Genomic DNA, 24164 nt, shown 5'->3' with positions numbered 1-24164 from the left:
GCCGGGTCAGCGCCGGGCCAAGAAATCGCGCGAATCAGGTCAAGCCCGGGCGCGCCATCCGGCCATGGGCGCTCCCGCGGCGATTGACACCGGGCCAACGGCCGATCTAGCTTGAACAGCAAAATGATCATCTAACGCATCCAATTGGGGGAGCCTTGGAATACGCGGACATCGTCAAGAAGCTCAAGAGCCTCATCGAAACCGAGACCGGATGGAAGGACAAATTCAACAAGGCCATCGAGGCGGCGAAACGCGCCGAAATCCATGGCTGGGACATCAATTCGATCGACGACTACTACAAGTACATCAACGACTTCCTCGAGTGGGCCCCGCAGGAGAACACGCAGGGCGACGAGGTCATGAACCGGCTCAACAAGTTCCACTTCGTGCTCGACCAGCCGACCGTGCGGGAACTACAGCGTCCGATCCGCCCGAGAGACGGCATCAAGCCGGAGAGCAAGCTGTCCGACTGGATGGTCGAATACGCCGACAAGCTGGGCGACTTCCTCGACGAAAGGAGATCGTTCACCACGGAAACTCGCAAAACATTCGAGAATTCCCCGAACTACAACCTGAGCGAGTACGTTGAGCCGCTCGAAGGCTGGAAGTCGTTCAACGATTTCTTCGCGCGGCACGTCAAAAAGGGCGCCCGGCCCATCGCCGCACCCACCAATGAGAACGTCGTCGTCAGTCCCGCGGACTCCACCTTCGGCGGGCAGTGGGAGATCCGCGCCGACTCGAAGATCACGCTCAAGGGCCTGCACTGGACGGTGGAAGAGCTCCTGGCGGACAGCAAGTACGCGAGCAGGTTCACCGGCGGGACGTTCGTCCACGCGTTCCTCGGCCCGCTCGACTACCACCGCCTGCACGCCCCCGTCGGCGGCAAGGTGCTTGAGGCGAAGGTGATCCCCGGGGACGTCTACCTTGAGGTCACCATCAAAAAGGCCTTCGACCGCGAGGCGCGCGAGAAGCGGAACCGGCTGAACGCGATCCGCATCATGGACGCCCCCGAAGAGCACTTCATGGACGCCCCCGACAGCCCGGGATACCAGTTCGCGCAGGCCCGCGGCCTCATTGTGCTCGAAACAGCCGTCGGGCTCGTCGCGGTCCTGCCGATCGGCATGGCCCAGGTCTCGTCGGTCCGACTCTCGGTCGCCGAGGGCGACCCTGTGAAAAGGGGAGGCGAGCTCGCCTACTTCCAGTTCGGCGGCTCCGACATCGTCGTCCTCTTCGCCGAGAGCGCCATCAACATTACGGCCAAGGAAGGCGTCCACTACAAGATGGGCACCGCAATCGCCGAAGCGCATATCTGAACGCTCCGCCGGGCGCCGCAGGCCGGTCGAGCCCCGCGACGCCCGGCACAAACGCCCTTCATCTCAGGCCAGGTATCCGCCGTCGATGTCGAGGACGGCGCCGGTGATGTAGGAGGCTCCAGGACTGGCCAGAAAGACCACCCCGGCCGCGATCTCCTCGGGCCGTCCGAAGCGTCCCATCGCGTTGGTCTCCCGCTGCGAGTCGGCGAAATCGCCCTCGGGAGGGTTCATGTCGGTGGCCACCGCGCCCGACCTGATGACGTTGACCGTGACACCGCGCGGGCTGAGGTCGCGCGCGGCGCCCTTGCTGTATCCGATGATCGCCGCCTTCGTCGCGGCGTAGTCGGCCATGCCCGGCCACCGCGCCAGCCCCGACAGCGTGGACCCGATCGTGATGATCCGCCCGCCTTTCCCGAGGACCGGGGCGGCGGCACGGATCGCGGCCACCACGCCGTTCAGGTTCACCTTGTACAACAGTTCACGCGCCGCCGGATCACCACCCTCTCCTGCCAGAACCTCCCGGCTGCTCACGCCCGCGTTGTTGACCAACACGTCGAGACGGCCGAAGTCCGCCACGACCGCGGCGACCAGATCGGAGATCTGCGCCGGGTCGGCCTGGTCGGCCCGGTAGGCGGCGCCCCTGCGCCCGGCCCGCTCGACATCGCGCACGACCTCCTTCGCCCTGTCCGCGGACGCGGCGTAGGTGAGCGCGACGTCCGCGCCCTGCTCGGCGAGCGCCCGTGCCGTCGCCGCGCCGATCCCCCTCGACCCTCCCGTGACCAGCGCGACCCTGCCTTCGAGGAGCATGGCGAACCTCCGTTGTGTACCGATCGATATAGAAGTAGGAACGATACTATACCGAGCGATACATAAAGAAGCCGCGCCCCCCACCCCCTGGCACTAGAGCAGGGATCGCAGCCAGAGGACGACGTCCCACCGGTTGGTGTCGAAGAAGCCGGCAAAGCCATGCGTCCCGGCGACGACCTTGACGGTGCAAGCGGTACCCCGGGCGTTGAGGGCATCGCAGAGGTCGGTGGAATGGCGGCGGTGGCGAGGCGAAGCTCGGCATGGAGGGCGGCAGCCGGCCCTTCAAGGGCCTACGGGCCTGCCTGAGAAACAGCTCCGCCTCAGGCACCGGGTCCTGAGCTCCGACGGCACCTACTTCCAGGTGACCGCCGCCACCCGCTGGACTTCCCACCAACAGAGCGTCCACAACATCACGATCTCCAACCTCCACACGTACTATGCGGTCCTGATCCATAATGGCGGCGACGAAGCGCAAGGCCCATGACGCCATCACGAAACAAGGGATGGGATACCACGAAGTCGTGGACGAGGTAATTAATATTTTCAGGTCTTACGAGCGACATTCGACAGGCATGAGGCAGAACACCTGCTACAAGGCAACCTGAGCGGAGTACCCGGCCCTGCGGGGCTTTGGTGTAACCCTTGGGCATATGTAGTGGTGGACGGTTCGCACTTCAGGCAGGAGGGTCGCGATGAAGGCGTCAACTGGTACGGCTGGCGGTCGCCGGGTGGGTGGTAGGCGGGGGCGGGTTGTTGCTGCGGGGGTGGTGTTGGGCGGGTTGCTGGCGTTCGCCACGGCGATCGAGTACGGCCTCGCCGCCACCCATGAGCATGCTGGGGCTGCTTCGGTCAGCACCGATGGGGACGGCACGGCTCTTGGGCTGGGACGGAACTAGGCGGTCGCCGGGTGCTGTTCAGCAGGGCGTGGCGGGCGACACCTCTGGCCGGGGCCGGCGTGGGCGCAGGTCAGCGTTCAGCCGGGCCTATGATCGGCGCCATGGCTTTGCAGCTGGTTCAGGTGAACTTCAAGGCCCGGGACGACGCGGCGCTCGGCCAGTTCTGGGCTGACGCGTTCGGGTGGGGTGTGTCCCACGAGGCGCCCGGCGTGACGAACGTCGAGCCCTTGGGGTTCGACTGGCCTGACCCCACGGCTGTTTGCATTGATGTCGTCCGCGTTCCGGACCCTGAGACCGTGAAGTATCGGGTGCACCTTGATCTCGCCACGAAGTCTGAGGCACATCAGGCGGAGTTGGTCGCGCGGCTGAAGGAGCTCGGGGCAACGCCTGTCGATGTGGGGCAAGGGGACGTTCCTTGGACGGTCATGGCCGACCCTGAGGGCAATGTGTTCTGCGTCTTGGAGCCTCGGGAGATCTACCAGGACACCGGGCCGATCGCCGCGATGGTGGTCGACTGCGCCGATCCGCGGGCCATGGCGCGGTTCTGGGGCGAGGCGACGGACTGGACCGTGCACGAGGTCACCGACGAGCAGGCGGTGCTGCGTTCGGCCCAGGGGGTCGGGCCGTATCTGGAGTTCCTTCGGAAGCCCGGCGAGAGGGCTTACTGGAACCGCATCCATATCGACCTGATGCCGCACTCCCGGGAGGAAGGGGCGGCGGAGGTGGCCCGGCTGCGGGGGCTCGGCGCCACCGACGTCGACCTCGGGCAGGGCGACGTGTCGTGGAAGGTCATGGCCGATATAGAGGGCAATGACTTCTGCGTCCTCGGCGCGGGCGGAGCCTGAGTCTAGGGTTCGCTGAGAAATGCCGCGGAGCCGGCGTCTCGCGCTTCGTGGAGAGCCTGGACCCGCGTGAACAGGCGCGGGCTCATCCTTCCAGGCGCTGAGCGGCTGCCAGGTCTCCGCTCCGTGCGCCGACCGGAGGGCGAGGGGATTGCCCTCGATCGGCGCTACATGGGCTGAGGCGGTTGGTTCCTCTGTGTGGTGAAGGGCGGTACAGAACACGTCTCGTGTGAACGGGCACCCGTCTGACCGGGGGGTCGAGCGGCGCCGGATGGTACTTGTGCAAGCGGAGCCAAGTTGCGTGCCACCGGCGACAAGACCCCTGTTCGGGCGCTGATTAGCGTTTCGCGAAATCGCCGAGCGTCCTCCCGGCACTTCCGCCGGGGGTCGCGCGGCCCTTCGCGAGGGGGTGTCCTGTGGTGGCTTCTCATCCGGACGTGGGAGCCGGCGGGCACGAGAGCCTGCTGGACCGGTTGGACACGCTCACGATCGTGCCCCGGCGGGCGGTCCTGGCGCGGTGGGTGCCGGGGGTGGTGCTGGCCGCGCTCGCGGGGTGGCTGGTGGCGACGGTGGCCCGCAGCCCGAACCTGAACTGGGGCGTGGTCGGGGACTACCTGTTCGCCGAGCCGATCATGCGCGGGGTCGGGGTGACGCTCGTGCTGACGGCGGCGACGATGGTGGCGGGGCTGCTCATCGGGGGCGTGCTGGCGTTGATGCGGCAGTCGCGCAATCCGGTGGCGGTCGCGGTCAGCGCGGCGTACGTGTGGTTCTTCAGGGGCACGCCGCTGCTGGTCCAGCTGGTGTTCTGGTTCAACCTCGCGCTGCTGTTCCCCCGGCTCGGTGTCGGGCTGCCCGGCACCGGGCTCGGGTGGACGGCGGAGACCAACCATGTGATCACGCCGTTCGTCGCCGCGCTGTGCGGGCTGGCGCTGCACGAGGCCGCGTACATGGCCGAGATCATCCGCGGCGGGTTCCTCGCCGTTCCGCAGGGGCAGATCGACGCGGCGCTGACGATCGGAATGACGCGGGGGCAGGCGGTGCGGAAGATCGCCGTGCCGCAGGCGGTGCAGGTGATCCTGCCGCCACTGGGGAACCAGTTCATCCTGATCCTCAAGGGGACGTCGATGGTGTCGGTGATCGGCGGCGGTGACCTGCTCACCCGGTCCCAGCAGATCTACGGGATGAACTACCAGGTCATCGCACTGCTGATGGTGGCGTCGATCTGGTACTTGGTGCTCGTCTCGATCTCCAGTGTCGGGCAGTACTTCCTGGAGCGGGCCGTCCGGGGGCAGTCCCAGGGCGGGCTGCTGAGACGCGTCGCCCGCAACGCGTTCGGGGGACGGCGATGAGCGCCCGGGGCAGCCTCGTCCTGAAGGGCATCCGGAAGTCGTTCGCGGGGACCGAGGTGCTGCGCGGGATCGACCTGGAGGTCGCGCCCGGCGAGGTGGTGTGCCTGCTCGGGCCGTCCGGCAGCGGGAAGAGCACGCTGTTGCGCTGTATCAACCACCTTGAGCGGGTGGACGCGGGTTTCGTGCTCGTGGACGGGATTCTGATCGGGTACGAGCCGCGCGGCGGACGGCTGCACGAGTCGTCCGAGAAGGAGACCGCCCGGTTGCGGCGCCGCATGGGGATGGTCTTCCAGCACTTCAACCTGTTCACGCATCTGTCGGCGCTCGACAACGTGATGCTCGGGCCGGTGCGCGTCCTCGGACGGGACGCGGCGGACGCCGAGCGCGAGGCCCGCGCGCTGCTCGGCAGGGTCGGGCTCAAGGATCATGCCGGCAAGCGGCCCGGGCAGCTCTCCGGCGGCCAGCAGCAGCGGGTGGCGATCGCGCGGGCGCTCGCCATGGACCCGTCGGTGCTGCTGTTCGACGAGCCCACCAGCGCGTTGGACCCCGAGCTGGTCGGCGAGGTGCTCGCGGTCATGCGCGACCTCGCGGGCCAGGGAATGACCATGGTCGTCGTCACGCACGAGATCGGATTCGCCCAGGAGGTCGCGGACACGGCGGTCTTCATGGACGGCGGAGTGATCGTCGAGAGCGGCCCGGCCAGAAGGGTGCTGAGCTCCCCGTCCTCCGCGCGCACCGCGGAGTTCCTCGCCCACGTTCTGTGATCATCGAAGGAGCACCCACCATGAGACGCGCACTGACACCATTGCTGACCTGCACCGCATTGCTCGTCGCGGGATGCGGCGGCGGCGATCCCGTCGCCGCCGACAAGCCTCGGCCCTCGGTCAAGGCACCGGCGGTCGATCCCGCCCTCCAGGCGATGCTGCCCGCGGCCGTCCGCCAGGCCGGGACGCTCGACGTCGGGACGACGCTGCCGAACGTCCCCTACCTGCTGACCGACTCCGCCAACAACATCACCGGCGGCATCACGCCGGACGTGGGGAGGGCGGTGGCGGCCAAGCTGGGGCTCAAGTACTCGATCAAGAACGTGGCCTGGGAGGCGCTGCTGCCCGGCGTCGCCGGGGGCCGGTACATGATGGCGGACGACGGGATCTCCGACACCCCGGAGCGCCAGAAGGTCGGCATCTTCGTCGACTACATGCAGAGTTCCAGCGTGCTCGTCACCGCCAAGGCCAACAGCGGCGCGAAGTCGCAGGACGCGGCGTGCGGGAACGGCATCGCGACCATCCGCGGCACCACGGACGTGGACACCGCGAAGAAGATCTCCGCGGACTGCACGGCGAAGGGGAAGCCGCCGGTGCGGGTCACGCAGTACCCGACCGCGCAGGACGCGGACCTCGCGCTGCGGTCGGGACGGGAGAAGTTCGAGATCAACGTCGCGGAGACCGCGGAGTACGCGATCCGCAAGGGCTCGCCGATCGCGATCGTCGCGCGCGGGTACGTGCCCGCCTATGTCGGGATGTACGTGGGTTCCAAGCAGACCGAACTGGCGAAGGCCCTGCTCGGCGCGCTGACCGCGTTGAAGAAGGACGGGACGCTCGACACGATCCTCGGCGGCTACGGCTCCAAGTCGATCACGCCGGGCATCAACCTCGCGACCGCGAAGGGCGGTGCCGCGTGAGCCGGCGGTCGGGGGCCTCGTGAGCGCGCTTCCCCTGCACCATATCGAGGTGCCCGCGCCCAGCGGGACCGCCCCGCTCGCGATCGGGTCCTTTCCGGAGATCGGCAGCTACACCACGGCCGGTTTCGCGCACCGGCACGACTTCTACGAGGTCCTGCACATCACCGGCGGGTCGGGGACGCATGTCGTGGATTTCGTCCACTACCAGATCAAGCCGCCCGTGATGTATTTCCTTTCGCCGGGCCAGGTGCATTTCTGGGACTGTGACACTCCCCTTCAGGGACGGGTCCTGGTGTTCACCGAGAATTTTATGCTCGGCCGCTCGAACGAGCGCGGCGTGAGCGACGAGCCGCCCTGTTTCGACGTCCTGAGCGAGAACGCGGAACTGCGCCTGGACGCGGCGGGCGACCGCGCGATCAGCGATCTGCTGGTGCCGATCGAGCAGGAGTACCATCGGCGCGAGGCCGGTCACACGTGCGTTTCGCGGGCCTATCTGAACATTCTGCTCGTCACCGCGTACCGCATGCACGCGTTCGCTCCGGCCACGGCGGAGCACCGGTCGTCGGCGCTGGCGCGGCGGTTCGTGCGGCTCGCCGCCGAGCACGACGCGGACGAGCCGTCGGTGCGCGCCTACGCCGACAAGCTGGGCGTCACCGCCGGTCACCTGACCGAGGTGGTGAAGCAGGCGACCGGGCGGACGCCGGGGCAGGTCATCCGCGGCGCCCTCGCGCTGGAGGCCAAGCGCATGCTGGCGCTGACGGAGCTGAACGCCGCCCAGGTCGCCAGCGCACTGGGCTTCACCGACCCGTCCTACTTCGGCCGGTTCTTCAAGCGCGAGACCGGTATCAGCCCGCTCGGCTTCCGGCGGGTGATCCGCGAAAAGTACCAGAACGCCCGGGAAATGTCCCTGTGACCGCGGCCATTGCCTTGACACCATGGAAGTAAGGGAGCAGATCACCCCCACACTATCGGAGGAACCGCGGAATGGCGACCAGCACGACTGCCCGTAAGAACTCGGGAAAGCACGAGAAACTCATCGTCCGGAACATGGTGCGGGAGGAACTCCCGAACGAGGGCGTCCTGCGGTACGGCGAGGAGGAGAAGGGCACCAGCGGCGCGTTCGCCATGATGAGCGGATGGCAGGTGGACCTGAGCCAGGTCCATATCGCCTACAGCTGGATCCACGAGGTGCCGACCCCCAATCCCTATGTGCTGGAGCACGTCCACGACTACGACGAGGTCCTCCTTTTCATGGGCGACAACCCGCACGACCTGGACGACCTCGGCGCGGTGGCCGAGATCGACCTGGAGGGCGAGACCTACGTCATCGACACCTCGGCGGCGATCTACATTCCCCGGGGCATGCGGCACTGCCCGCTCGGTTACCAGCGGGTCGACCGCCCGCTCTCCTTCATCGCCCTGTCGCTGAACCCCACCTACGAATCCCCCACCGGATCCGGACGTCAGTGACGGAAACGCACCGCCGGTGACGTGGTCTCCGGCACCGAACGTACGCGCGGTCGAGACAGACCAAGCAGAGGACGCTCTCGGCCCCGTGCGAAGGACGGGGGCCGCGACCGGTACAGGCCCACCGGTCGCGACCCCTTTCCGAGACGGACAAAAGAACACGGCTCCCGCGTCACCGGCCCCCAGCGGCAGTGTCACCTCGTGCCGGTGACCAGCAGAAACATCGGGGCATCCATCGGGAGAACGTCCATGTCGATGCAGATCCGAACGTCAGAGCTTCCCGTCCACGAGCGATTCGATTTCTGGTCCAGCACGGTCTCGGAAATGTTCGTGCCGCTGCGCACCGACCCCGCCGACTGCGAGGCCTTCGACGGATACATGCGCGGTTCCGAACTCGGCTCGCTGAAGGTGGCCGAGGTGTCCGCCACCCCGCATCTGGTGCGGCGCACCGACGCGCTGATCGCGCGGTCCGATCCGGGGCACTACAAACTCGGAGTGCAACTGACCGGGCGCTGCGTCCTCACCCAGGACGGGCGCGAGGCCCCGCTCTCCCCCGGCGACCTGACGATCTACGACACGACCCGTCCGTACACGCTCGCCTTCGACGGCTCCTACCGGCAGCTCGTGCTGATGTTCCCCCGCCGCCTGCTCTGCCTTCCCGAGGACGCGGTCGCCGGGGTCACCGCGACCCGCTTCTCCGGCCGCCGCGGGCTGGGCGCGCTGCTGTCGGCGTTCCTCGTCCAGCTGGCCCAGCACCTCGACGAACTCGGCGACCCGGCGGGCCAGCGCCTCGGGGACAACATCATCGACCTGCTGGTGACGCTGCTGGCCGAGCGGACGGACGTGGCGGCGGGCACGACCGAGGCGCGCCGGAGGGCGCTGCTCGTCAGGGTCCGCGCCTACATCGAGAGCCATCTGGACGACCCGGACCTGACCCCCGACGCGATCGCCGCCGCGCACTACGTCTCGATCCGCCACCTGTACAACCTGTTCCACGCGGAGGGCACGACGGTCGCGATGTGGATCAGAGGGCGGCGGCTCGAACACTGCCGCCGCGACCTGCGCGATCCCCTCCAGGTGGGACGCTCGGTCACCGCCATCGCGGCCCGCCGGGGCTTCGTCGACGCCGCGCGCTTCAGCAGGTTGTTCAAGGCGGCCTACGGCACCAGCCCGCGCGAGTACCGCGCGGGCAACTTGTGACGCGGGACGGCCCGCGAACGCGACCGGGCCGCGCCCGTCCTGGTGGAGGGCACGGCCTGGTCGAATCCGGATCAGCGTCGTCCGGGGCACTTCTTCCACTCGAAGTGGTAAATGGTCTTTATGCTGCCGTCGGCGGAGTCGAACGAAATGAAGCTGGTGTCGCCGGGCGCGGAGGTGCCCTTGTCCACGCGCAGTTCGGTGTTGACGTTGAGGAGGCGGTCCTCACCGCACGGCTTCCAGACCAGCTCGGCCACCGGCGTCCGGTCGGTGAACTGCCAGGAGTCGGAGTACTTGCCCTTGAGGCTGTGGCTGATGGGCGTCGTCTGCTGCATGCCCTGGTAGTAGTAGTTCGCCCGCTCTATCGCGGACGCGCCGCTCGCCAGGCTCGCGAACCCGCGGTAGTCGGCGCTGGCGATCGCGTAGGTGAAGCCCTGCGGGATGTGGATGCCGAGGCTGAGCTGGCAGTTCTTGCGGAAGTCGGTCGGCTGGGAGTTCCCGCCGGCCTGGGCCAGGTATTTGCTGTAGGTGACGGTGAAGGCGCTGTCGTCCTTCGCCGCGGCCACGGCCGCGGTTCCGGCGGGGCAGCCGGAGCCGTTCACCGTGACGACCTCGATGGTGATCCGGCCGGGCGGCGGCTCGCTCGTCGCCGCCGATGCCGCGGGGGCCATGCCCGCGGACAGCACCAGAGCGGACAGGCAGGCCGCCGTGGCGGTGGCTCCCTTACGCATGGATTCATCTCCTTCACGGGGTACGGGAATTGCTAGCACTTCTTCCAGGCGAAGTGATACGTCGTCTTGATGCTGCCGTCGGTGGAGTCCAGGGCAAGGAGGCTGATCTTCGACTTGTCCGTCCCCGCGCGGACGCCCAGTTCCGTGTTGATGATGAAGTATCTGTCCTCACCGCACGGGCGGTATATCAGGTTGGGAATCGAAACCTTGTCGGTGAACTGCCAGTTCGTCGAGTCCACAGGAATGGAATGCTGGGTGAGCGTCGTTTGCGAGTGCCCCTGGAACCAGTAGCTGGCCCCCTGGGACGCGATCGCGCCCGGTTGCAGGTCGGCATAGCCGCGGTGGTCGGTCGAGGCGACGGCATAGGTGAAGCCCCCCGGAACCAGCACGGTCAAGGTGATCAGGCAGTTCTTGCGAGCTTCGATGGGGGGGATGTTGCCGCCCGCCTGGACGGTGTACGCGCTGTAGGCGATGGTGAACGCCTCCCTGTCCGGGGAGACGACCGCGGTTGCGGAATCCTTCGGGCAGCCGGAGCCGTTGAGGTTTATGACCTTTATCGTCACCTTGTCGGGGGGCGGGACGTCCCCCCAGGAGTTCGCGTTGGCTGGAGCCGCGGTCACGGCGAGCGCGGCCAGGGCGGTGGCGGAGATGGCGATCCCTTTACGCATGCGATTCCTCTTCACTGGGGATGGGAGGATTAATATTCGGCGGCCGAAGAGGCGGGGAGCGTGGTGTCCGGTTTGAATCGGCGCCTTGAATCGATCTTGATCCAGGATCTGAAGGGAGAGTAACTTTTTCGCAAAGTGTTTGTCAATCTAGAAATTTTCAACTTTTTCGAATCAGGTTTAATTGACACTAGAGAGCGTCTCGTTCAATGAGATCATCGATTGTCGAACGTCAATAGCGACCTTTTGACAAGGATCGTTCCATTGTGCTGTCCAAGCATTGCCGATGCCGCCGTAAGGGCGATGAACTGGTATTACGCGGTGCAGAGAATGGCCGGAGCCGGTCGCGCCTTCGGCCGTCTCACGGCTCCCTTTCGTCTCGTCCGACGGCCGCCTCCCCACAGGCGTCCCCAAACGCGCCGCCGCCCTCCTCGGGAACGAGGAGGGCGGCGGCGAACGTGAGCGGATCGGGCCGGTCAGTGACGGGCCTCCGCGGCGGCCTTCAGGTTGCGCAGCCAATCTTCGAGGCCCGCACCGAGCATCGCGGTCGATCCGGGGACGTCCTCCTCGACCTGGCGGCCGGTCCACGTCTCCTCGGTGTGGACCCGAACGCCGCCCCTGACCTTGGTGAACGTCCACAGGTGGACGCCCTCGTCGATGCGCGCGCCCTTCCCGACCGCCGGTCCGGCCCACAGGATGCAGGAGTTGTTCCGGAGCTGCCGGACGGTGGAGGTGATGTGCATGGTCGTGTCCGGGACCGTGGGCGGCGCCGGGGTCGTCCAGTGGAACCGCGAGCCCTTCCGCAGGTGCCCGTGGTCGAGGCGCTTCGCGGTCAGGACGGGAGGCTGCCAGGTCGGCCAGCGCGCAACGTCGGTCTGGAGCCTGAAGACCGTGCTCAGCGGGGCCTTGATCGTGACGTCGGTCTGATAGCGGATGCGGGCGCTGCGATCGACGCCCTCACCGCGGCACTGGTACGTCCGCCCGTGGTCCGGCCCCTCGGCGGACGCGGGAACGGTGCTCGCGAGGACACCGACGGCGGCGACCGAGAGCGTGAGCGCGGTGACGCGTACGCGATTGCGTCGAACGCGGAGTTGGGGGGACGAATTTTCGTTGAACATGAGGGTTCCTCTCGTTATTGGCGTGCGGGTCCAAAGTCGGGACGGGAAAGGCGGAGCTACGGGGTCAGGACGACCTTGCCCGTGACGGTTCCGGACTCGGCCAGCCGCATCGCGTCGGCGACGCGGGTCAAAGGCAGCCGCGCCGCGATCCGCGGTGTGATGTCGCCGCGCTGGAGGGCGGCGAAGACCTCGGTAAGGTCGGCGTGCAGCCGGGCCCGGAACCGGCTCTTGGAGATGGCGCGTCCGGCCCAGGCGTTGAAGAAGTAGGCGCGGCGGCCGTTGGGCAGCACGTTCCACGTCCAGACCCGGCCGAGGATCTTGAGGACGGGCCACTGCTTGGACCCCTGGGCGTCGCGGGTGGAGGCGGTGCCGTAGGAGACGAGCGTGCCGCCCGGTGCGAGCAGGCGCCAGGAGTCGACCACGCTGCGCCCGCCGACGTGGTCGAAGACGGCGTCCACCCCGCCGGGGGCGAGTTCGCGGACCCGCGCGGCGACGTCCTCGGTGCGGTAGTCGATGGGCGTGACGCCGAAGGCGCGCAGGGAGTCGTGGTGGCGGGCCGAGGAGGTCCCGATGACCCGCACTCCGGCCGCGCGGGCGAGCTGGACCAGCACCGAGCCGACGCCGCCGCTGGCGCCGTGCACCACGATCGTCTGCCCGGCGCGGACGCGCGCCTTGCGGTGCAGCATCTGCCAGGCGGTGAGCCCGTTGAGCACGAGGGTCTCCGCCTCCGCCGCGCCGACCCCGTCGGGGACCGGCACGACGTCGGCGGCGTCCACGAGCACGTGGGTCGCCCAGCCGCCGACCTTGAGCATCGCGGCGACCCGCGTCCCGACCAGGCCGGGCCGGACGCCCTCGCCGGTGGCGAGCACCGTCCCGACGACGTCGTAACCGGGCACGAACGGGAACGGCGGCTGGTCGAAGTAGCGGCCGCGGCGCATCTGCTGCTCGGCGTAGGAGACGCCGGTCGCCTCCATGCGGATCAGCGCCTGGCCGGGCCCGGCGGCGGGGACGTCCGCGTGCCGGATCTCCAGCCCCTCCGGCTCGACCTTGCCCGGCAGGACGATCTCGACGTGCTCTCCGGTGTGCATCCCGGCCTCCCTCGCGATAACTCCTTCTTGCGTTCGTTAGAAGTTATAACCCACCGGCACTGGGAGTGTCAATCACGTTCGTGAGACCCTCTAACTAGAGGCCGACCCGGGTCGCGAGTGCCTCCAGCAGTTCGACCTGACGCTCGATCGAGACGTCCAGGAGCGTGGTCACGACGTGCATCTCGTCGGCTCCGGCGTCGGCGGCGCGGTCGAGGTCGGCCAGCACGGCGTCGGAGAAGTCGCCGACCGCGAGGTCGGTGCCCGGCGGCGCGGGGAAGGCGCTCAGCATGACGGTTCCGGTGCCGCCGGCCTCGCGGTACCACCGGATCTGCTGGCGGGCGACGTCCCAGTCCACGGCGACGAGGACGAAGCCGTCCCCGATGCGGGCCGCCCGCTCGATCGTCGGACGGGTGATCGCCCCGAACAGCAGCGGGATCCGCCCGCCGTGCGGCTTCGGCCCGACCTTGGACGCCGGGATCGTGTAGTGCTCGCCGTGGAACTCGACGGGGTCGGGGGCCCAGCAGGCGCGCATCGCGGCGACGTGCTCGGCGAACCCGGCGCCCCGGCGCGCGACCGGGACGCCCGCCGCCGTGAACTCCTCCGGGATGTAGTACGGGGGGAGCCGGGTGCCGCCGCCCTGCCCGATCCCGACGTCGAGGCGTCCGTGCGAGAGCCGGTCGAGGGTGGCGAGCTTGCGGGCCAGCACGACCGGCGGCTGGAAGATCGTGTTCAGGATGCCGGTGCACAGCCGGATCCGCCGGGTGTGCGCGGCGGCCCAGGTCAGCACCTCCAGCGAGTCCCAGCAGGGGTCCTCGGGCAGGCCCGCGTCGTTGTTCCAGTGCGGCCCGACGGGGATCAGCAGCCGTTCGCTGACCGACAGGCTGTGGAACCCGAGCCGCTCGGCCGCGACCGCCAGGGTCGCGATGCCCTCCGGACCGGCGTACCGGCCGAAGTGCTGGAGCGTCACACCGATGCGCGGCAGGTCCATATGTCCTCCAATAGGGTGAACGCCCAGGTGGGGGCGTTGTTCGGAGGTGGGTCGGAGCGGCGGCCGGATTCTTGCGGTTCGTTCCGTCCGGGATGTCAAAACCGGGATTCCGGCTCCGACCCACCTGTGAGCCGCGCCCACCGGGGGCGCCGGACGAGAAGGAGACGACGTGCAGTTCTTGCTGCTCATGCATGTGAACCCCGCGGTCTGGGACGCGCTGACCGAGGAGGAGCGCAAGGAGGTGATGAGCGGGCACGCCCCGTTCGTCGAGAAGATCAAGGAGTCCGGCGAGATGGTCGGCACGGTCGTGCTGGCCGACCCGTCCGAGAGCGCGGTGGCCCGGACCCGGGGCGGCGTCCCGGTGGTGACCGACGGCCCCTACCTGGAGGCCAAGGAGTTCCTCGGCGGCTACTACCTGGTCGAGTGCGAGAGCAGGGAGCGCGCCCTGGAGCTGGCCGCGCTCATTCCCGACGCGGGGGTCGAGGGCCTCGGGGTCGAGGTGCGTCCGGTGATCTACCAGGACGCGCCGGGACGCTGAGAAGCGGCGCGATGAAGTTCGTCGTGAACCTGTACCTGGGCCCGGAGGCCGCCGCCGGGCCCGGGAGCGGCCGCGAGGAGTTCCTGGCCGTGGCGCGCGAGGCCGGGGAGCTGATCGGCGGGCATGTGCTCGCCGACCCGTCCGTCAGTGTGGTCGTGCGGGTGCGGGCCGGGGCGGCGGAGGTGTCCGAGGGGCCCTACCTGCGGGACGCCGAGCCGCTGGCGAGCCAGTACCTGCTGGACTGCCCGAGCCTGGACCGCGCCGTCGAGCTGGCCGCGCTGTCGGCGGCCGGCTGGCCCGGGGGCGTCGAGGTGTGGCCGCTGATGGACGCGGCCGGGATGGAGATGTGACCGCGCCCGACCGGTTCGGGGACCTGCTGCGCGAGCTCGCGCCGCAGGTCCTCGGCGTGCTGCTGCGCCGGTACGGCGGGTTCGAGGAGTGCGAGGAGGCCGTCCAGGACGCGCTGCTCGCCGCCGCGACGCAGTGGCCGGTGGACGGGGTGCCCGACAGCCCGCGCTCGTGGCTGGTCACCGTCGCGTCCCGCCGTCTCGTGGACCAGGTGCGCAGCGAGCGGGCGCGCCGCCGCCGGGAGGTCGCGGCGGCGGCGCGGGAGGTCCCGGACGCCGATGTCGCCGCCGCGCCCGGCGAGGAGAGCCCGGCCGACCGCGACGACACGCTCACGCTGCTGTTCCTGTGCTGCCATCCCGCGCTGACGCCCGCCTCGCAGGTGGCGCTGACGCTGCGCGCGGTCGGCGGCCTCACCACCGCCGAGATCGCGCAGGCGTTCCTGGTGCCCGAGGCCACGATGGCGCCCCGGATCAGCCGGGCCAAGCGGCGGATCAGGGCGGCGGGCGCGCCGTTCGCGCGGCCGGACGCGCGGGAGTGGAGCGGGCGGCTCGGCGCCGTCCTGCACGTCCTCTACCTGATCTTCAACGAGGGCTATGCCGCCAGTTCCGGGCCCGACCTGCACCGCCGCGAGCTGACCGCCGAGGCGATCCGGCTGGCCCGCGCGGTGCACCGGGCGCTGCCCGGCGACGGCGAGGTCGCCGGGCTGCTGGCGCTGATGCTGCTCACCGACGCCCGCCGCGCCGCCCGCGTCGGCCCGGACGGCACGTTCGTCCCGCTGGCCGAGCAGGACCGCGCCCGGTGGGACGCCGCCGCCATCGCGGAGGGCACCGCGCTCGTGTCCGGCGCCATGGCCGCCTCTCCCCTGGGCCCCTACCAGCTCCAGGCGGCGATCGCCGCGCTGCACGACCGCGCGCCGCGGGTCGAGGACACCGACTGGGAGCAGATCCGCGTCCTGTACGGGATTCTCGGACGGATCGCGCCGAACCCGATGGTCACCCTCAACCACGCCGTCGCGGTCGCGATGACCCGGGGCCCCCGGGCGGGCCTCGACCTGCTGGAACCGCTCGACGACGACCCGAGGATGGCCCGGCACCACCGCCTGTACGCCGTCCGGGGGCATCTCCAGGAACTGGCCGGCGACGACGACGCCGCGCGTGAGAACTACCGGCGCGCGGCCCGGCTCACGCTCAGCCTCCCCGAGCAGCGCTACCTGCGGGCACGCGCGGCGCGCCCGGCGCCGCGTCCCGACTAGCCCGGGCCGGAGGTGTCGATCAGGCGCGGCCGTCCGGCACTGAAGGACAGCGCCGCTTGGACGGCGCAGATCGCGATGAGCAGCGAGATCGGCGTCGTCCAGGAGCCGGTGGCGTCGCGCAGGACGCCGACGGTGAACGGGCCGAGCGCGGCGAGGAGGTAGCCGACGCTCTGCGCCATCGCCGACAGGGCGGCCGTGTCCGCGGCGGTGCGGGTGCGCATGCTGAACAGCGCCAGCGTCAGCGGGAACACGCCGCCGCCGATGCCGATGAGCACCGCCCACAGCCAGGGCACCGACTCCGGACGCAGCAGCAGGCCGGCCAGCCCGGCGATCTGCGCGGCGGTCATCCCCGCGCCGAGCGCCCCCTGCCGCCGCATCCGCGCCGCAAGGATCGGGACGGCGAAGTACACCGGCACGCCGACCAGCAGCGCCACGGCCAGGAGCGTTCCAGCCTCGCCCGGCGCGTAGCCCGCGTCGGTGTAGATGGTCGGGAGCCAGGCCATGACGACGAACGCGAGCACGGACTGCGTCGCGAACAGCAGCGTGACCGCCCAGGCGACCGGGCTGCGCGCGAGGCCCGTCACCGGCGCCTCGGCCCGCGCGGGGGGCGCCGTCCGGCGGACGCGGGGCAGCCAGAGCAGCAGGGTCGCGGCGGCGAGCGCGGCCCAGGCGGCGAGCCCGCCCCGCCAGCCGCCGAGGACGTCGCCGAGCGGGACGGTCGCGGCGGCGCCGATCGCGGCCCCGGCCGACATCGCCGCGCTGTAGGCGCCGGTGACCTCGCCGATCCGGCCCGGGAACTCGATCTTGACGATCACCGGGAGCAGGACGTTGCCCGCGGCGATGCCCGCGCAGGCGACGAACGTCCCGGCGAGCAGCACGGCCTCGCCGCCCGCGACCCGGACCAGCAGCCCGGCCAGCAGCAGGCCGAGCGCCAGCCCGAGCCCGGCCGTCGCGCCCACCCGCCGGATGAGCCGGGGCGTCACCAGCGCGACGCCGCCGAAGCACACGACGGGCAGGGTCGCGGCGGTGGACGCGGCGAGCGTGGACATCGCGAGGTCGTCCCGGGCCCGGTCGAGGACGGCGCCGAGGCTCGTCACCGCGACGCGCAGGTTCACGGCGACCAGCACGACGGCGACCAGCACGAGCGCGGGACGCGGTGGCGTGCCGCGGGCGCGCGCCTCCCCCGCGGCCTCGGCGCCGGACGGGTCGCCGGACGGGTCCCCGGCGGCCTCCAGCGGAGGACGGTTCGTGGTCACGGCGCCGCTCCGGGGCGACCGCGTGCCGGGGTCGTCACGCGTCCGACGCCGTTCGGGCCCTCGCCGCGATCAGCGTGCGGACCGCGCCCACGGCGGTGGCGTAGAGCGGCTCGGCGGGCGGGGCGGTGCCGGTGTCGATGGCCTCCTGGCTCCACATCAGCACGACGCTGCCCATCCGGACGTCGAGCACGCTGCCGACGACGAGCGCGGCGGCGGTCTCCATCTCCGAGCAGATCGCGCCGCCCCGGCGCCAGGTCTCGAAACGCTCGGTGAGCATGGCCGCCATCGGCATCCGGGCGGGTTCGGTCTCGCCGTAGTAGGAGTCCTTGGTGTGCGCGAGCCCGCACCGGTACGTCGCGCCGGCGCGGTTCGCGGCGTCCTGGAGGGCGAGCACGACGTCGATGGACGCGATCGCCGGGAACTCGACCGGCATGTACTGCCGGGTGGTGCCCTCGTCGCGGATCGCCCCGGTGAGGACGGCCAGTTCGCCGTTGCGGGTGCCCGGCTGCATCGAGCCGGACACGCCGACCCGGATCATCGTGTCCACCCCGAGCGCGGCCAGCTCCTCGACCGCGAGGGCCGTGGACGGGCCGCCCACGCCGGTGGAGGTCACGACGACGGTCTCGCCGCCGACCGTGCCGCGCCACGTCTCGAACTCGCGGTTGCGGGCGACGAACTCGGGGGCGTCCATGAGCGCGGCGAGCGGTTCGACCTGGTCGGGGTTGCTGGGCAGCAGCGCGTACCCGCCGACGTCGTTTCGGCGTAGGTGCAGGTGGTGCGCGAGCTGGTCGGTGCTCATCCGTTTCCTTTCGTCGTTCAATTGCGGTCAAACAGTGTCATATACCGACCACGTTCGTCACTATTGACATACCGGGACGAGGCGCTTACGGTTCCGGGAACGGTCCGGTACCCCGGACCAGCGGCGTTGCCTGACGAGGCGGCGCCGCCCAAGGAGCGAGTGCCCGGCGAGCGCAGCCGGGCGAGGAGGCAACCGTGCGGCACACGCCGGCGATGGAGTCCGCGATCCTGGCGGTCATGAGCGATCACCAGGGCCCGGTGGGGGCGCGCGCCGCCGCCCGGTACCTGCGGGAACGCGGCTTCGACGTCAGCGAGTCGACGGTGAGCCGGCTGCTCACCGACCTGGACGAGCGGGCCCTCACCCGCTCGCTCGGCAAGAAGGGGCGCATCCTCACCGAGGAGGGCGTCCGGGTCGCGGCCAACCAGCAGCTCGACAGCGAGCGGGCGTCCTACTTCGCCGACGCGCTGAACCTGCGCGACGTCCACGACCTGGTCGACCACCTGGCCGGACGGCGCGGGATCGAGCGGGAGGCGGCGCGCGCCGCCGCGCTCCGGGCACGCCCGGAGGAGCTCGCCGACCTGCGCGCGATGGTCGAGACGGGAGGGGAGGCGCGCTGGCGGGAACGGCTCGCCTTCCACAAGACGATCGGCCACGCCTCGCACAACAAGCAGATCCAGGCGATCAGCGCCTCGCTGTTCGACGACCGCCTGGAACTGCTCGAACGCCTGCTCATGATGATCGGTGTCAAGCAGGACGCGCTGGCCCGCTGGGATCAGGAGCACCGCGACATCGTCGCGAGCATCTCCGACCGGGATGCCGACGGCGCCGAGCGGCTCATGGTCGTGCACCTCGACGGAATGATCCGCGAGACCGAGCAGTTCGCGAACAGCGGCAACGCGCACGTCATTCACACGCTGCTCGCCGAGATCGATCTCGCGTAACGCGTAACCACATATCACGCAACTATCACGACGACTCTTTCGGGAGCGCGGACGACCCTTTTCGGGAGCACGCATGACCCATAACAACACGCCGCCTCGAATGGGCCGGCGCTCCTTCTTGCGGACCGCCGGCCAGAGCGCCGCCGTGCTGACCGCGGGCTCCGCCGTCCCCTGGCTGTCCGGGTGCGGCACGGGCTCGGCCGACGGCGGCTCCGGCGGGGGCCGGCTCACGGTGAAGCTCGCCTGGATCCCGAACGCGGAGTACGCGGGCATCTTCGTCGGAGCCGAGGACGGGCTCTACGGCAAGCAGGGCCTGACCGTCGACATCCTCCCCGGCGGGCCGAACTCCGCGGTCGTCCCCATGGTCACGACGAACCGGGTGAACGTCGGTATCGAGGCGATCCCGGAGAACGTCGCCACCGCCGTCGCGCGCGGCGCCAAACTGAAGATCGTCGGCGCCGGGCTGCGCAAGAGCCCGGAGTCGTGGATCTCGCTCGCCGACCGTCCGGTGAGGAGCCCGAAGGAGATCGAGGGCAAGACGCTCGGCATCACGCTCGCGGGGAAGAACACCGCCCTCGTGTTCATGAAGCGCAACGGCGTCGACGTCAGCAAAGTGAAGCTGGTGCCGATCCAGTTCGACCCCGCGCCGCTAGCGGCGCGGGAGGTGGACGCGATCTGGGGATTCGCCTCCAACCAGCCCGTGTCGCTGGAACTGCGCGGCATGAAGACCCACGTGATGCCGCTCGCCGACTTCGGGTTCAACCGGATGCAGAGCGTCTTCTTCGTCTCGGAGAAGACGCTGAGCGACCGCGCGGCGCGCGAGCGCGCCCGCAAGTTCATGGCGGGCAGCAGGCAGGGCTGGGAGGCGGCGCTGCGCGACCAGCGGCACGCCACCGACGTGATCATGAAGAAGTACGGCGAGAAGCTCGGCCTCAAGCCGGGCGAGCAGGCCAAGTCGCTCGCCGCGATCGCGCCCTACGTCAGCGCCACCGGCGGCGGGTCCAAGCCCGGCGCCACCCCTGGCTCCGGGGGGCTGTTCTGGATGTCCGACACGCTCATCCAAGAGACGATCACCAGCCTGAGCAGCATCGGGATCAAGGTCGACCGGTCGCTGTTCACCAACGAACTCCTCGAAGGCTGAGGCGCGCCATGACGAAGCAGACACCGTCGCCGGAGAAGGCGGCGACGCAGGCCGCCGCCGGATCCGAGGGGATCCACACGAGCGGGCTGAGGAAGGTCTTCGAGGCCAAGGGGGCGCCGGTCGAGGCGCTGCGCGAGTTCACCTTCGACTCCCGCCGGGGCGAGTTCGTCGGGCTGCTCGGCCCGTCGGGGTGCGGGAAGTCCACCGTCCTGCGGACTCTGGCCGACCTGGAGAGCCCCACCGCCGGGACCGTCACCGTCCACGGCCGCACCCCGCGCGAGCTGCGCGAGGGCCACGGCGTCGGGATCGCGTTCCAGGACGCGGGCCTGCTGCCGTGGCGCAGCGTCGAGGCCAACATCCGGCTGCCGCTGGAGGTGGCGGGACGCAAGGACCCCGCCGCCATCGCCGACCTGATCCAGCTCGTCGGGCTCAAGGGGTTCGAGAAGGCCCGCCCGTCGCAGCTGTCGGGCGGCATGCGCCAGCGCGTGTCGCTGGCCCGGTCCCTGGTCACCGACCCCGAACTGCTGCTGCTGGACGAGCCGTTCGGCGCGCTGGACGACCTCACCCGCCAGCGGCTCAACTTCGAGTTGCAGCGGATCTGGGCCGAGCGCGGCACGACCACGGTGCTGGTCACGCACGGCATCGCCGAGGCCGTGCTGCTCTCCGACACCGTCGTGCTGATGTCGCCGCGTCCTGGAACGATCCTGGACGTCGTCCGCGTCGACCTCCCCCGGCCGCGCACGCCCGAGATCCTCCAGGACGCGGCGTTCCACGCGATCTGCGACGAGCTGTCCGAGAAGCTGTTCAGCGGCGCCGGGCGGGCGGGCCGGTGACCGCCGCCGCCCGGCCGTTCGGCCGCTCGCCGCTCGCCGCGCGCCTGCGCGACCTCGTCCCGCCGCTGCTGACCGTGGTGGTGCTGGCCGTCGCGTGGCAGGTGATGGCGACCGGCGCGTTCGGGTCGCTGGTGCCGAAGCCCGCCGAGGTGCTCGGCCAGATGCGCGACGACGCCGGCTACTACGGGCCGAACGTGCGGGTCACGATGGCGTCGGCGCTCCAGGGCTATCTGTGGGGCAACGGCATCGCGATCGCGCTGGCGCTGTGCACGCTGCCGTTCCCCCGCGTCCAGGCGCTGTTCGAGCGGGTCGCGGTCGGCGCGATCGCGCTGCCGCTCATCGCCGTCGCGCCACTGCTCGCGATCGCGTTCCGGGGCAACATGCCGAGCGTGATCCTCGCCGCGCAGGCGGTCGTGTTCACCACCCTGGTCGCCGCGATCCTCGGCCTCACCGGCGTGGACCGCACCTCGGTCGACGTGGTGCGCGCCTCCGGCGGCTCGGAGTGGACGGTGATCCGCCGGGTGCGGCTGCCCGCCGCGATCCCGAGCCTGGTCGCGGGCCTCCAGGTCGCGGCGCCCGGCGCCATCCTCGGCGCGATCATCGGCGAGTACATGGGCGGCTCGGAGGGCCTCGGCGTCGCGATGGTGCAGGCGCAGGGCGCGTTCGACATCCCCCGCGCCTGGGGCCTCGCGATCGTGACCTCGCTGCTCGCCGCCGTGGCGTTCCTGGCGCTGCCGCTGATCGTGCGGGCGGCGCTGCCGTGGACCCGCTCGATGGACACCGTCCTCGGCGCGCGGGCCGCCCGGCTCGGGCGCCGCGACACCCGTCCGCTCGCCCGCGTGCGGCGCGCGGTGCTGTCGGTGGCCGGGACGGTCGGCGGCGTCGTGCTCGGCTGGTGGCTGCTCGTCCTGGTCGTGCCGGGCGGGAACGCGGTGGCCCGCGGCCCGTGGGAGGTCACGCGGTACTTCCTGAACGGCGACACGCAGCTGGTGACGGCGTCCGGCGAGGCGGAGGACCCGCTGCCGTACATGCTGTCGTCGCTGCTGCGCACCATCGGGGACGCCGGGATCGGGTTCCTCGTGGGGCTCGTCCTCGCGGTGGCGATGGCCGTGGTCGCGCACGAGTTCCCGGTGATCGAGCGGGTGCTGATGCCGATCTCGATCGCGCTGCGCTCGATTCCGATCGTGGCCGCGATGCCGCTGCTGGCGCTGATGTTCGGACGCGGGATCGCCGCCGTCACCGTCCTGATCGCGGTGATGACGTTCTTCCCGATCCTCGTCAACGTCCTGCTGGCGATGCGGGCCGTCCCGCGCAGCGCGGGCGACCTGCTCACCGCCGTCGGGGCGAAGCGCGGGCACCACATCACCAAACTGCTCATCCCCTACGCGCTGCCCGCGCTGCTGGCCTCGGTCAAGATCGCGCTGCCGCTGTCGATCGGCGCGGCGATGGTGGCCGAGTGGCTCGCCACCGGCTACGGGCTCGGCGCGTCGATGACCGTCGCGGCGACGCTGTCGGACTACGACTTCGTCTGGGGCGGCGTCGCGATCGTGCTGCTCGCCTCGCTCATGGCCTACCGCCTCGCGGGCGCGCTCGAAGACGCCGCGATCAGCCGCCTCGAATAGAGGAAACACCGCAGGTTCTCCCGGATGGCCGGGAAACACGAGAAGGCAAATCATGTCCAGAATTGTGCTGTCCAACGTCCGCGTGAACGGCGTGGGCGACCCGCAGGCCGTCACCGTCGAGAAGGGCAAGATCGTGTCCGTCGGCGCCGCGCCGGCCGACCTCGGCCCCGCCGACCACGTCGAGGACCTCGGCGGGCAGATCGTCCTGCCCGGCTTCGTGGACGGCCACGCCCACGCCGACAAGAGCCTGTGGGGCGAGCCGTGGGTCCGGCGGACGTCCGAGCCGATCACGATGGACCAGATGTTCGAGGACCAGCTCCAGCAGTGGGCCGAGATCACGACCCCCGTCGCGAAGCGGGCCCGGGCCTTCCTCGACAAGTGCGTCGCCTACGGCTCGACGTCGATCAGGACGTTCGTGGACGTCGCGCCGGAGGTCGGGCTCGACGGCGTCCAGGGCATGTTCCAGGTGCGCGAGGAGATGACCGGCCTCACCGACCTCCAGATCGTGGCGTTCCCGCAGCTCGGCATCCTGCGCAAGCCGGGCACCGCGGAGCTGCTGGAGGAGGCGCTGCGGCTCGGGGCCGACGCGGTCGGCGGCCTGGACCCGGCGGGCGTCGACGGCGACGCCGCGCGCCAGCTCGACATCGTGTTCGGCCTCGCCGACCGCTACCAGGTATCGGTGGACTTCCACGCGCACGAGTCCGGCGAACTGGGCATCTGGCTCATCGAGCGGATCGCCGAGCGGGTCAAGGCGCTCGGCATGCAGGGCAAGGTCAGCCTGTGCGACGTGTTCAGCCTGGCCGAGCCGACGCCCGCCCAGTTCGCGCGTCTCGGCTCGGTGCTCGCGGAGGCCGACATCGCGGTCGCCGTCGGCGTCCACGGCCTCCTCCCGGTGCCGGACGTCAAGGCCCTGCACGAGATGGGCGTGCGGATGTGCCTCGGCTCCGACTCCTCCCGGAGCCGCTGGTCCCCGTGGGGCGAGGGCGACATCCTCGCCCGCTCGACGTTCCTGGCCTACAAGCAGTACTGGCGGACGGACGACGACCTGGAGTTCGCGCTGAGCATGGGCACGACGCTGGGCCGCGCCGTCCTCGGCGCCCCCCGCTGCGAGGTCGAGGAGGGCGACGTCGCCGACCTCGTCGTCCTGCCGGGCGAGGCGCTCGGCGAGATCGTCGTGACGCCCCCGGAGCGCACCCTGGTCATGAAGGACGGCCGCATCGTCGCCCGCTCCGGCGCCCTCGTCCCGTAGCCGAAGGGCCCCGAAGCCCAACCACCCAAGACGCTCGGCTGGT

The 24164-nt window shown here is 70.3% G+C and carries 24 protein-coding genes; 16 read left to right on the top strand and 8 right to left on the bottom strand.

Going from position 1 to position 24164, the window contains the following annotated elements; all coding sequences use genetic code 11:
* Positions 1 to 155: 155 nt before the first annotated feature.
* Positions 156 to 1313, top strand: a complete 1158-nt coding sequence (locus K2F47_RS19380; RefSeq protein WP_242905710.1) for a phosphatidylserine decarboxylase — start codon at positions 156 to 158, stop codon at positions 1311 to 1313.
* 63 nt (positions 1314 to 1376) lie between these two features.
* On the opposite strand, the gene K2F47_RS19375 is transcribed toward K2F47_RS19380, so the two are convergent.
* Entirely contained in the window at positions 1377 to 2120 is a 744-nt protein-coding gene (locus tag K2F47_RS19375) for an SDR family NAD(P)-dependent oxidoreductase (RefSeq protein WP_242905709.1), read from the bottom strand.
* 997 nt (positions 2121 to 3117) lie between these two features.
* Here K2F47_RS19375 and K2F47_RS19370 point away from each other — a divergent pair.
* From K2F47_RS19370 to K2F47_RS19340, 7 genes are all read left to right on the top strand, one after another.
* The gene (locus tag K2F47_RS19370; RefSeq protein ID WP_242905708.1) at positions 3118 to 3861 is read left to right on the top strand and encodes a VOC family protein; all 744 of its coding nucleotides are present in this window, start codon (positions 3118 to 3120) and stop codon (positions 3859 to 3861) included.
* 434 nt (positions 3862 to 4295) lie between these two features.
* Positions 4296 to 5207: an amino acid ABC transporter permease gene (locus K2F47_RS19365; RefSeq protein WP_242905707.1), complete on the top strand. Its 912-nt coding sequence runs from the start codon at positions 4296 to 4298 to the stop codon at positions 5205 to 5207.
* Complete coding sequence (locus K2F47_RS19360) at positions 5204 to 5971, top strand: amino acid ABC transporter ATP-binding protein (RefSeq protein ID WP_242905706.1); 768 nt, start codon at positions 5204 to 5206, stop codon at positions 5969 to 5971. Before K2F47_RS19365 ends, K2F47_RS19360 begins: the two co-directional genes overlap by 4 nt.
* Before the next feature lie 20 nt (positions 5972 to 5991).
* Complete coding sequence (locus K2F47_RS19355) at positions 5992 to 6888, top strand: transporter substrate-binding domain-containing protein (RefSeq protein ID WP_242905705.1); 897 nt, start codon at positions 5992 to 5994, stop codon at positions 6886 to 6888.
* 19 nt (positions 6889 to 6907) lie between these two features.
* Positions 6908 to 7801, top strand: a complete 894-nt coding sequence (locus K2F47_RS19350; RefSeq protein WP_242905704.1) for a helix-turn-helix domain-containing protein — start codon at positions 6908 to 6910, stop codon at positions 7799 to 7801.
* A 71-nt stretch (positions 7802 to 7872) separates the two neighbouring features.
* On the top strand, positions 7873 to 8358 hold the full coding sequence (locus K2F47_RS19345) for a cupin domain-containing protein (protein ID WP_242905702.1): 486 nt from the start codon (positions 7873 to 7875) through the stop codon (positions 8356 to 8358).
* A gap of 246 nt (positions 8359 to 8604) precedes the next feature.
* Positions 8605 to 9555 (top strand): AraC-like ligand-binding domain-containing protein, encoded by a 951-nt coding sequence (locus K2F47_RS19340; RefSeq protein WP_242905700.1) that lies wholly within the window; start codon positions 8605 to 8607, stop codon positions 9553 to 9555.
* A gap of 71 nt (positions 9556 to 9626) precedes the next feature.
* Here the strand turns inward: K2F47_RS19340 and K2F47_RS19335 are convergent, their stop codons facing one another.
* The 5 genes from K2F47_RS19335 to K2F47_RS19315 form a co-directional block, all read right to left on the bottom strand.
* Positions 9627 to 10283 carry a DUF4360 domain-containing protein gene (locus tag K2F47_RS19335; protein WP_242905698.1) on the bottom strand — a complete coding sequence of 219 codons (657 nt, stop codon included), beginning with the start codon at positions 10281 to 10283 and terminating at the stop codon, positions 9627 to 9629.
* A gap of 32 nt (positions 10284 to 10315) precedes the next feature.
* Positions 10316 to 10951 carry a DUF4360 domain-containing protein gene (locus K2F47_RS19330; protein ID WP_242905696.1) on the bottom strand — a complete coding sequence of 212 codons (636 nt, stop codon included), beginning with the start codon at positions 10949 to 10951 and terminating at the stop codon, positions 10316 to 10318.
* Between the two features lie 473 nt (positions 10952 to 11424).
* On the bottom strand, positions 11425 to 12066 hold the full coding sequence (locus K2F47_RS19325) for an SRPBCC family protein (protein WP_242905694.1): 642 nt from the start codon (positions 12064 to 12066) through the stop codon (positions 11425 to 11427).
* A gap of 56 nt (positions 12067 to 12122) precedes the next feature.
* Entirely contained in the window at positions 12123 to 13154 is a 1032-nt protein-coding gene (locus tag K2F47_RS19320; protein WP_242905692.1) for a medium chain dehydrogenase/reductase family protein, read from the bottom strand.
* Between the two features lie 94 nt (positions 13155 to 13248).
* Positions 13249 to 14142 carry a TIGR03619 family F420-dependent LLM class oxidoreductase gene (locus K2F47_RS19315; protein WP_242905691.1) on the bottom strand — a complete coding sequence of 298 codons (894 nt, stop codon included), beginning with the start codon at positions 14140 to 14142 and terminating at the stop codon, positions 13249 to 13251.
* 169 nt (positions 14143 to 14311) lie between these two features.
* Between K2F47_RS19315 and K2F47_RS19310 the strand changes: the two genes are divergently transcribed.
* The 3 genes from K2F47_RS19310 to K2F47_RS19300 are packed head-to-tail and all read left to right on the top strand — an operon-like array spanning position 14312 to position 16280.
* On the top strand, positions 14312 to 14680 hold the full coding sequence (locus K2F47_RS19310; protein ID WP_242905689.1) for a YciI family protein: 369 nt from the start codon (positions 14312 to 14314) through the stop codon (positions 14678 to 14680).
* A gap of 11 nt (positions 14681 to 14691) precedes the next feature.
* Positions 14692 to 15030 carry a YciI family protein gene (locus K2F47_RS19305; protein ID WP_242905688.1) on the top strand — a complete coding sequence of 113 codons (339 nt, stop codon included), beginning with the start codon at positions 14692 to 14694 and terminating at the stop codon, positions 15028 to 15030.
* Entirely contained in the window at positions 15027 to 16280 is a 1254-nt protein-coding gene (locus K2F47_RS19300) for an RNA polymerase sigma factor (protein WP_242905685.1), read from the top strand. Before K2F47_RS19305 ends, K2F47_RS19300 begins: the two co-directional genes overlap by 4 nt.
* On the opposite strand, the gene K2F47_RS19295 is transcribed toward K2F47_RS19300, so the two are convergent.
* Both K2F47_RS19295 and K2F47_RS19290 read right to left on the bottom strand, forming a co-directional pair.
* Positions 16277 to 17536, bottom strand: a complete 1260-nt coding sequence (locus K2F47_RS19295; RefSeq protein WP_242905684.1) for an MFS transporter — start codon at positions 17534 to 17536, stop codon at positions 16277 to 16279. The two genes, K2F47_RS19300 and K2F47_RS19295, sit on opposite strands and share 4 nt — an antisense overlap.
* A gap of 34 nt (positions 17537 to 17570) precedes the next feature.
* On the bottom strand, positions 17571 to 18335 hold the full coding sequence (locus tag K2F47_RS19290) for a nucleoside phosphorylase (protein WP_242905682.1): 765 nt from the start codon (positions 18333 to 18335) through the stop codon (positions 17571 to 17573).
* Positions 18336 to 18529: 194 nt separating this feature from the next.
* On the opposite strand from K2F47_RS19290, the gene K2F47_RS19285 reads away from it, so the two are divergent.
* The 5 genes from K2F47_RS19285 to K2F47_RS19265 all read left to right on the top strand — a co-directional run bounded on the left by K2F47_RS19285 (position 18530) and on the right by K2F47_RS19265 (position 24121).
* On the top strand, positions 18530 to 19276 hold the full coding sequence (locus K2F47_RS19285) for an FCD domain-containing protein (RefSeq protein WP_242905680.1): 747 nt from the start codon (positions 18530 to 18532) through the stop codon (positions 19274 to 19276).
* A gap of 73 nt (positions 19277 to 19349) precedes the next feature.
* A complete protein-coding gene (locus tag K2F47_RS19280; protein WP_242905678.1) occupies positions 19350 to 20417 on the top strand; it encodes an ABC transporter substrate-binding protein in 1068 nt (355 codons plus the stop codon).
* Between the two features lie 8 nt (positions 20418 to 20425).
* Positions 20426 to 21250: an ABC transporter ATP-binding protein gene (locus K2F47_RS19275; protein ID WP_242905676.1), complete on the top strand. Its 825-nt coding sequence runs from the start codon at positions 20426 to 20428 to the stop codon at positions 21248 to 21250.
* On the top strand, positions 21247 to 22872 hold the full coding sequence (locus K2F47_RS19270) for an ABC transporter permease (protein WP_242905674.1): 1626 nt from the start codon (positions 21247 to 21249) through the stop codon (positions 22870 to 22872). The genes K2F47_RS19275 and K2F47_RS19270 overlap by 4 nt, the downstream gene beginning before the upstream one ends.
* 52 nt (positions 22873 to 22924) lie before the next feature.
* Positions 22925 to 24121, top strand: coding sequence for an amidohydrolase (locus K2F47_RS19265; RefSeq protein ID WP_242905673.1), 1197 nt, complete (start codon positions 22925 to 22927; stop codon positions 24119 to 24121).
* Positions 24122 to 24164 lie beyond the last annotated feature (43 nt).

The sequence above is a fragment of the Actinomadura terrae genome, assembly GCF_022751215.1.
Classification (GTDB): Bacteria; Actinomycetota; Actinomycetes; order Streptosporangiales; family Streptosporangiaceae; genus Spirillospora; species Spirillospora terrae.
This window is presented reverse-complemented; position numbering and strand designations above follow the sequence as displayed.